The sequence below is a fragment of the Hoeflea sp. genome, from assembly GCF_039975035.1.
Taxonomy (GTDB): Bacteria; Pseudomonadota; Alphaproteobacteria; order Rhizobiales; family Rhizobiaceae; genus Hoeflea.
The window spans coordinates 1-5308 of sequence record NZ_JBDWHW010000232.1 but is presented as its reverse complement, the minus strand read 5'-3'; the positions used below and the strand labels follow the sequence as shown (position 1 = coordinate 5308).

The 5308-nt window shown below is 61.0% G+C and carries 7 protein-coding genes; all 7 read left to right on the top strand.

What is annotated here, in order from left to right:
• On the top strand, positions 1-286 hold a 286-nt coding region (locus ABJN75_RS20475; RefSeq protein WP_348441454.1), incomplete at its 5' end, for an ATPase, T2SS/T4P/T4SS family.
• Positions 276-650, top strand: coding sequence for a TrbC/VirB2 family protein (locus ABJN75_RS20470; protein ID WP_348441453.1), 375 nt, complete (start codon positions 276-278; stop codon positions 648-650). The genes ABJN75_RS20475 and ABJN75_RS20470, both read left to right, overlap by 11 nt.
• Entirely contained in the window at positions 643-942 is a 300-nt protein-coding gene (locus ABJN75_RS20465) for a conjugal transfer protein TrbD (RefSeq protein WP_290999961.1), read from the top strand. Before ABJN75_RS20470 ends, ABJN75_RS20465 begins: the two co-directional genes overlap by 8 nt.
• A 6-nt stretch (positions 943-948) precedes the next feature.
• Positions 949-3393 (top strand): conjugal transfer protein TrbE, encoded by a 2445-nt coding sequence (locus ABJN75_RS20460; RefSeq protein WP_348441452.1) that lies wholly within the window; start codon positions 949-951, stop codon positions 3391-3393.
• Entirely contained in the window at positions 3365-4165 is an 801-nt protein-coding gene (gene trbJ / locus ABJN75_RS20455; protein ID WP_348441451.1) for a P-type conjugative transfer protein TrbJ, read from the top strand. The genes ABJN75_RS20460 and trbJ overlap by 29 nt, the downstream gene beginning before the upstream one ends.
• Positions 4162-4371 (top strand): hypothetical protein, encoded by a 210-nt coding sequence (locus tag ABJN75_RS20450; protein WP_348441450.1) that lies wholly within the window; start codon positions 4162-4164, stop codon positions 4369-4371. Before trbJ ends, ABJN75_RS20450 begins: the two co-directional genes overlap by 4 nt.
• On the top strand, positions 4355-5308 hold a 954-nt coding region (gene trbL, locus ABJN75_RS20445; protein WP_348441449.1), incomplete at its 3' end, for a P-type conjugative transfer protein TrbL. The genes ABJN75_RS20450 and trbL, both read left to right, overlap by 17 nt.

Here is a 5308-nt window from a genome sequence, read left to right as displayed (position 1 = left end):
GTTGACCCTTCTCAAGGCATGGAACACAGGCCACCCGGGCGGGATCACCACCATACACGCCAACACCGCCCATTCCGCGCTGCGGCGCCTCGAGCAGCTGACCGCCGAGGTGAGCCAGCAGCCGATGCGGGAAGTGATCGGCGAAGCTGTCGATCTCGTCGTCTCCATCGAACGAACGGCGACAGGCCGGCGTGTGCGCGACGTGATGCGCGTTACCGGTTTCGACGGCGCGACTTACGAAACAGACCACAGTTCCCAGATCGACGAGGACAGCCATGCCGCATAACTTCCGCCGAAACGCCTCATTGGGAGCGATACTTGCCGTGCTTTGCGTGGCAGTCACGTCTCCAGCACTCGCAAGTTCTGGCGGCGGCCTGCCATGGGAAGGACCGCTCCAGCAGATCCAGGAATCGATTACCGGCCCGGTTGCAGGCTTCATCGCACTCGCCGCCGTCGCTGTCGCAGGCGGCATGCTGATCTTCGGCGGTGAACTCAACGATTTCGCGCGGCGGCTGATGTATGTCGTCCTTGTCGCCGGTATTCTGCTTGGTGCGACCCAGATCGTCGGACTGTTCGGCGCATCGGGTGCCTCGATCGGCCTCCCAGATCAGGCAACCTCAGGCGGGCGAGGGGAGGGGACTGATGGCTGAAGCCGGCGCACCCCTTTCCCGCTCGCCCATCCATCGCGCATTGTCGCGGCCGAACCATCTGATGGGCGCCGATCGTGAACTAGTGCTTCTGACTGGGCTCGCCACGGTCATTCTCATCTTTGTGGTGCTGACCTGGTTTTCGGTGTTGCTGGGCATTGCGATCTGGATCGCCGTTGTCGGGATCCTCCGGATCATGGCCAAGGCCGATCCGATGATGCGGCAGGTCTATCTGCGCCACATCGGCTATCGACCGACTTATCGGCCGACGTCATCGCCATGGCGGAGGTACTGATCTCTCATGGTGGCGCTCAAGCAATTTCGAAACTCAAAACCGTCGTATTCCGACCTGTTGCCCTACGCAGGCCTGGTCGACGACGGGATCATTCTGTTGAAGGACGGCTCGCTGATGGCTGGCTGGTATTTTGCGGGGCCAGATTCGGAAAGCTCGACCAATGTCGAGCGCAACGAGGTGTCGCGCCAGATCAACGCCGTCCTTTCGCGGCTCGGAACCGGATGGATGGTCCAGGTTGAGGCGGTCCGCGTTCCGACGACGGCCTATCCGGCGCGAGAAGTCTGCCATTTTCCCGATCCCGTTACACTGGCAATCGATGAGGAACGCAGAGCGCATTTCGAGGCCGAGCGCGGCCACTATGAGAGCCAGCACGCCCTAATCCTCACCTATCGGCCCCCGGAACCGCGCCGGTCGGCCATGGCGCGGTACGTCTATTCCGACGAGGCAAGCCGGTCGGAGACCTATGCGAACCGCGTCCTCAACACCTTCCAGAGCTCGATCCGCGAGGTCGAACAGTATCTTGGCAACGTGCTTTCAATCCGGCGCATGGCGACGCGCACGCTTGTCAATGCAGAGACGGGCGACGAGGCACGCTATGACGAGCTCTTCCAGTTCATCCGCTTCTGCATCCTCGGTGAGAACTATCCGGTGCGCCTGCCGGCGATCCCGATGTATCTCGACTGGCTGGTCACCGCCGAATTCCACCACGGTCTTTCCCCGATGGTCGATGGCACCTATCTGACTGTGGTTGCTATTGATGGATTCCCGGCCGAGAGCTGGCCGGGGATCCTCAATTCGCTCGACCTGATGCCGCTCACCTATCGGTGGTCGAGCCGGTTCCTCTTTCTCGACGATCAGGAGGCACGCCAGAAGCTCGAGCGCACCCGCAAGAAGTGGCAGCAGAAAGTCCGGCCGTTCTTCGACCAGCTCTTCCAGACCCAAAGCAGCTCAGTCGATCAGGACGCCATGACGATGGTGGCCGAAACCGAGGATGCAATTGCAGCTGCCTCGTCGCAGCTTGTCGCCTATGGTTATTACACGCCGGTCATCGTCATGTTCGACACCGACGAAGCTCGTCTGCGCGATCAGGCGGAGGCTGTCCGACGGCTGATCCAGGCCGAAGGCTTCGGTGCCCGCATTGAGACGCTCAATGCGACGGAGGCCTATCTCGGCAGCCTGCCCGGCAATACCTACGCCAATATCCGCGAACCTCTCATCAACACAAGCAATCTGGCTGATCTCATTCCGGTCAATTCCGTATGGGCGGGCAGTGCCGTGGCGCCTTGCCCGTTCTATCCTCCCAATGCCCCGCCGCTGATGCAGGTCGCCAGCGGCTCGTCTCCCTTCCGGTTGAACCTGCATGTCGACGATGTCGGCCATACGCTGATCTTCGGGCCGACGGGGTCGGGAAAGTCGACCCTGCTGGCGCTGATCGCGGCACAATTCCGCCGGTACGAAGCGGCGCAAATCTTCGCCTTTGATAAAGGCAAGTCGCTCTACCCGCTGACCAAGGCCGCCGGCGGCGATCACTACGAAATCGGGGCAGGGGAGGGTGCGCTCGCATTCTGCCCGCTAGCTGAGCTTTCGACCGACAGGGACCGGGCATGGGCAGCCGAATGGGTCGAAACGCTTGTTTCCATGCAGGGAGTGACCATCACACCCGACCACCGCAACGCGATCGCTCGTCAGATAGCCCTGATGGCCGAGGCGCGCGGCCGATCGCTCTCGGACTTCGTGAGTGGCGTTCAAATGCGCGAGATCAAGACCGCGCTTCACCATTACACGGTCGACGGTCCGATGGGACAGCTCCTTGATGCCGAGCAAGACGGGCTGACGCTTGGGATGTTCCAGACCTTCGAGGTCGAGGAACTCATGAATATGGGCGAGCGCAATCTCGTCCCCGTCCTTCTCTATCTCTTCCGCAGGATCGAGATGCGCCTGACCGGGAACCCAAGCCTGATCATCCTTGATGAGGCCTGGCTGATGCTCGGCCACGCAACGTTCCGTGACAAGATCAGGGAATGGCTCAAGGTCCTGCGAAAGGCCAACTGCGCCGTCGTTCTCGCCACACAGTCGATCTCGGATGCCGAGCAGTCCGGTATTATCGACGTGCTCAAGGAAAGCTGTCCGACCAAGATATGCCTGCCGAATGGCGCCGCGCGTGAACCCGGAACCCGCGAATTCTACGAACGGATTGGCTTTAACGAGCGGCAGATCGAGATCGTCGCAACCGCCATCCCGAAGCGGGAATACTACGTCGCGTCTCCGGAAGGGCGGCGTCTGTTCGACATGACACTTGGACCCGTCGCGCTCGCCTTTGTTGGTGCGTCGGGCAGGCAAGATCTCAAGCACATCAATGAACTCAGCCAACAGCATGGACCGGAATGGCCCATACACTGGTTGCGGACAAGGGGAGTGGACAATGCGAAACGCATTCTCTCGATCAACTAAAACTGCCATCGCGGCGCTGACGGTGACCGCGTGGTTGCCGGTCCCACTGGCCAATGCCGGCACCGTGACGGGTGGCGCGACCGAATGGACGCAGATCCTGAACAATACCGAGCTCGTCAGTCTCGTCGGGCAGTCGACCGAGCAGATCGGCAACCAGATGACGCAAATCACGCAGTTGGCGGAACAGATCCAGAACCAGCTCAATATCTACGAGAACATGCTCCAGAACACGTTGACCCTTCCGAACCAGGTCTGGGGTCAGGTGGAAAGCGATCTCAACAGGCTACGCAGCCTCGTCAATCAGGGGCAGTCGATCGCGTTCTCAATGGGCAATGCTGACGATGTGCTTCGGCAGCGGTTCCAAAGTTTTGCCGATTTCAAGTCGGGGCTCGCGGACGGCGAGACGTTTTCCGCAAATTATCAGACCTGGTCGGACACCAATCGCGACACGATTGCCGCAACGCTCAAAGCGGCAGGACTGACCGCGGACCAGTTCAGCTCCGAGGAAACGACGATGAGCCAGTTGCGGTCGATGTCGCAAAGTGCGGTCGGTCAGATGCAAGCGCTTCAGCTCGGCCACCAGATTGCGGCCCAGCAGGTCGCCCAGGCCCAGAAGCTGCGGGGCCTCGTCTCCCAGCAAGTGACGATGATGGGCACCTGGTATCAGTCCGAGCAAGCGGCCAAAGACCTCGCCCAGAACCGTCGCGAGGAATTCTTCAAGTCGACCACGCCCTCCACCTCGGGTGGGCAGGAAATAGAGCCGCGCTGGTGAACAGGTCCATCATTTTCATGGCGATCGTCCTCACACTCATCGGAATCGGCGGAATCGTTGTTTGGCAGATCGTGATGTCCTCTGATCCCACTTCGCATGTCAGCACATCAGCGCCGGCGCCACAGAAATTCGACACGGCTGGCGGGCAGGAGATGCGTCCGCGCTGGAAGACAGATGAAGGTGAGGGCGATGAGGCGGAAAACTAAGGTCTTCTTTGCCGCTGCGCTCGCGCTCGCCCTGTTCGCGGGGCCCGCGTTTGCCCAGGAAGGCCAGCTACTGACCGATCTCGAGAACGAGATCGCAAGTGCTGCCCAAGGCTGGCAATCCACGATCCTGAATGCGGCGCGGTCGCTGTTCTGGATTCTCGCGGGAATCGAGGTCGGGATTGCCGCCGTCTGGTTGGCGATCGCCGCCGCCTCGCTCGACACATGGTTCGCAGAGCTTGTCCGCCGCATCATGTTCATCGGGCTCTTTGTTTTCATTCTGGAGCAAGGTCCGGACTTCGCAAAGGCCGTGGTCGACAGCCTGTATCAGATCGGCGCCGGCGGCGGCTCGGCATCGCCCGCCAATGTCTTCAATGCCGGTCTCCAGGTGGCAAGCGCCATGTCAGCCAAGGCCCAGTTCGGCCTGTTCGAGGATAACGCGCTGGCGATCGCCGTAGTCTTCGCAATGGTGGTCGTGGTCATCTCTTTCAGCCTGGTCGCGGCGATCTTCGTCGCCGTCATGGCGGAAATGTATGTCGGACTGCTCGCCGGCATGATCATGCTCGGGCTCGGCGGCTCGAGCTACACCAAAGATTTTTCGGTCCGCTATCTCGTCTACGCTTTCTCCGTTGGCATGAAACTGATGGCGCTGGTGATGATCGCGAGGATCGGCTCGGAAGTTCTGATCGGCCTCGCCAATACGCTGTCAAACAGCGACGAGTTCCTCTCGACACTGGCGATCGCCGGCATCTCCGTCGTGGTGTTCGTCATCGCCATGTATGTGCCGAACATTGTGCAAGGGATGGTGCAGGGCGTTTCCGTTACGGGCGGCATGGAAGCCATACGCCATGGCGGGCAGGCCGCAAGCTTTGCCGCCGGAGGTGCTGCGCTCGCCACGGGCGGGGCGAGGGCAGGGGCCGCGGCCTATTCCAATGCCCGC

Bases quoted from the DNA above. Each gene is read 5' to 3' on its own strand.
- ABJN75_RS20470 (WP_348441453.1), top strand. From the start codon at position 276: ATGCCGCATAACTTCCGCCGAAACGCCTCATTGGGAGCGATACTTGCC.
- ABJN75_RS20465 (WP_290999961.1), top strand. From the start codon at position 643: ATGGCTGAAGCCGGCGCACCCCTTTCCCGCTCGCCCATCCATCGCGCA.
- ABJN75_RS20460 (WP_348441452.1), top strand. From the start codon at position 949: ATGGTGGCGCTCAAGCAATTTCGAAACTCAAAACCGTCGTATTCCGAC.
- trbJ (WP_348441451.1), top strand. From the start codon at position 3,365: ATGCGAAACGCATTCTCTCGATCAACTAAAACTGCCATCGCGGCGCTG.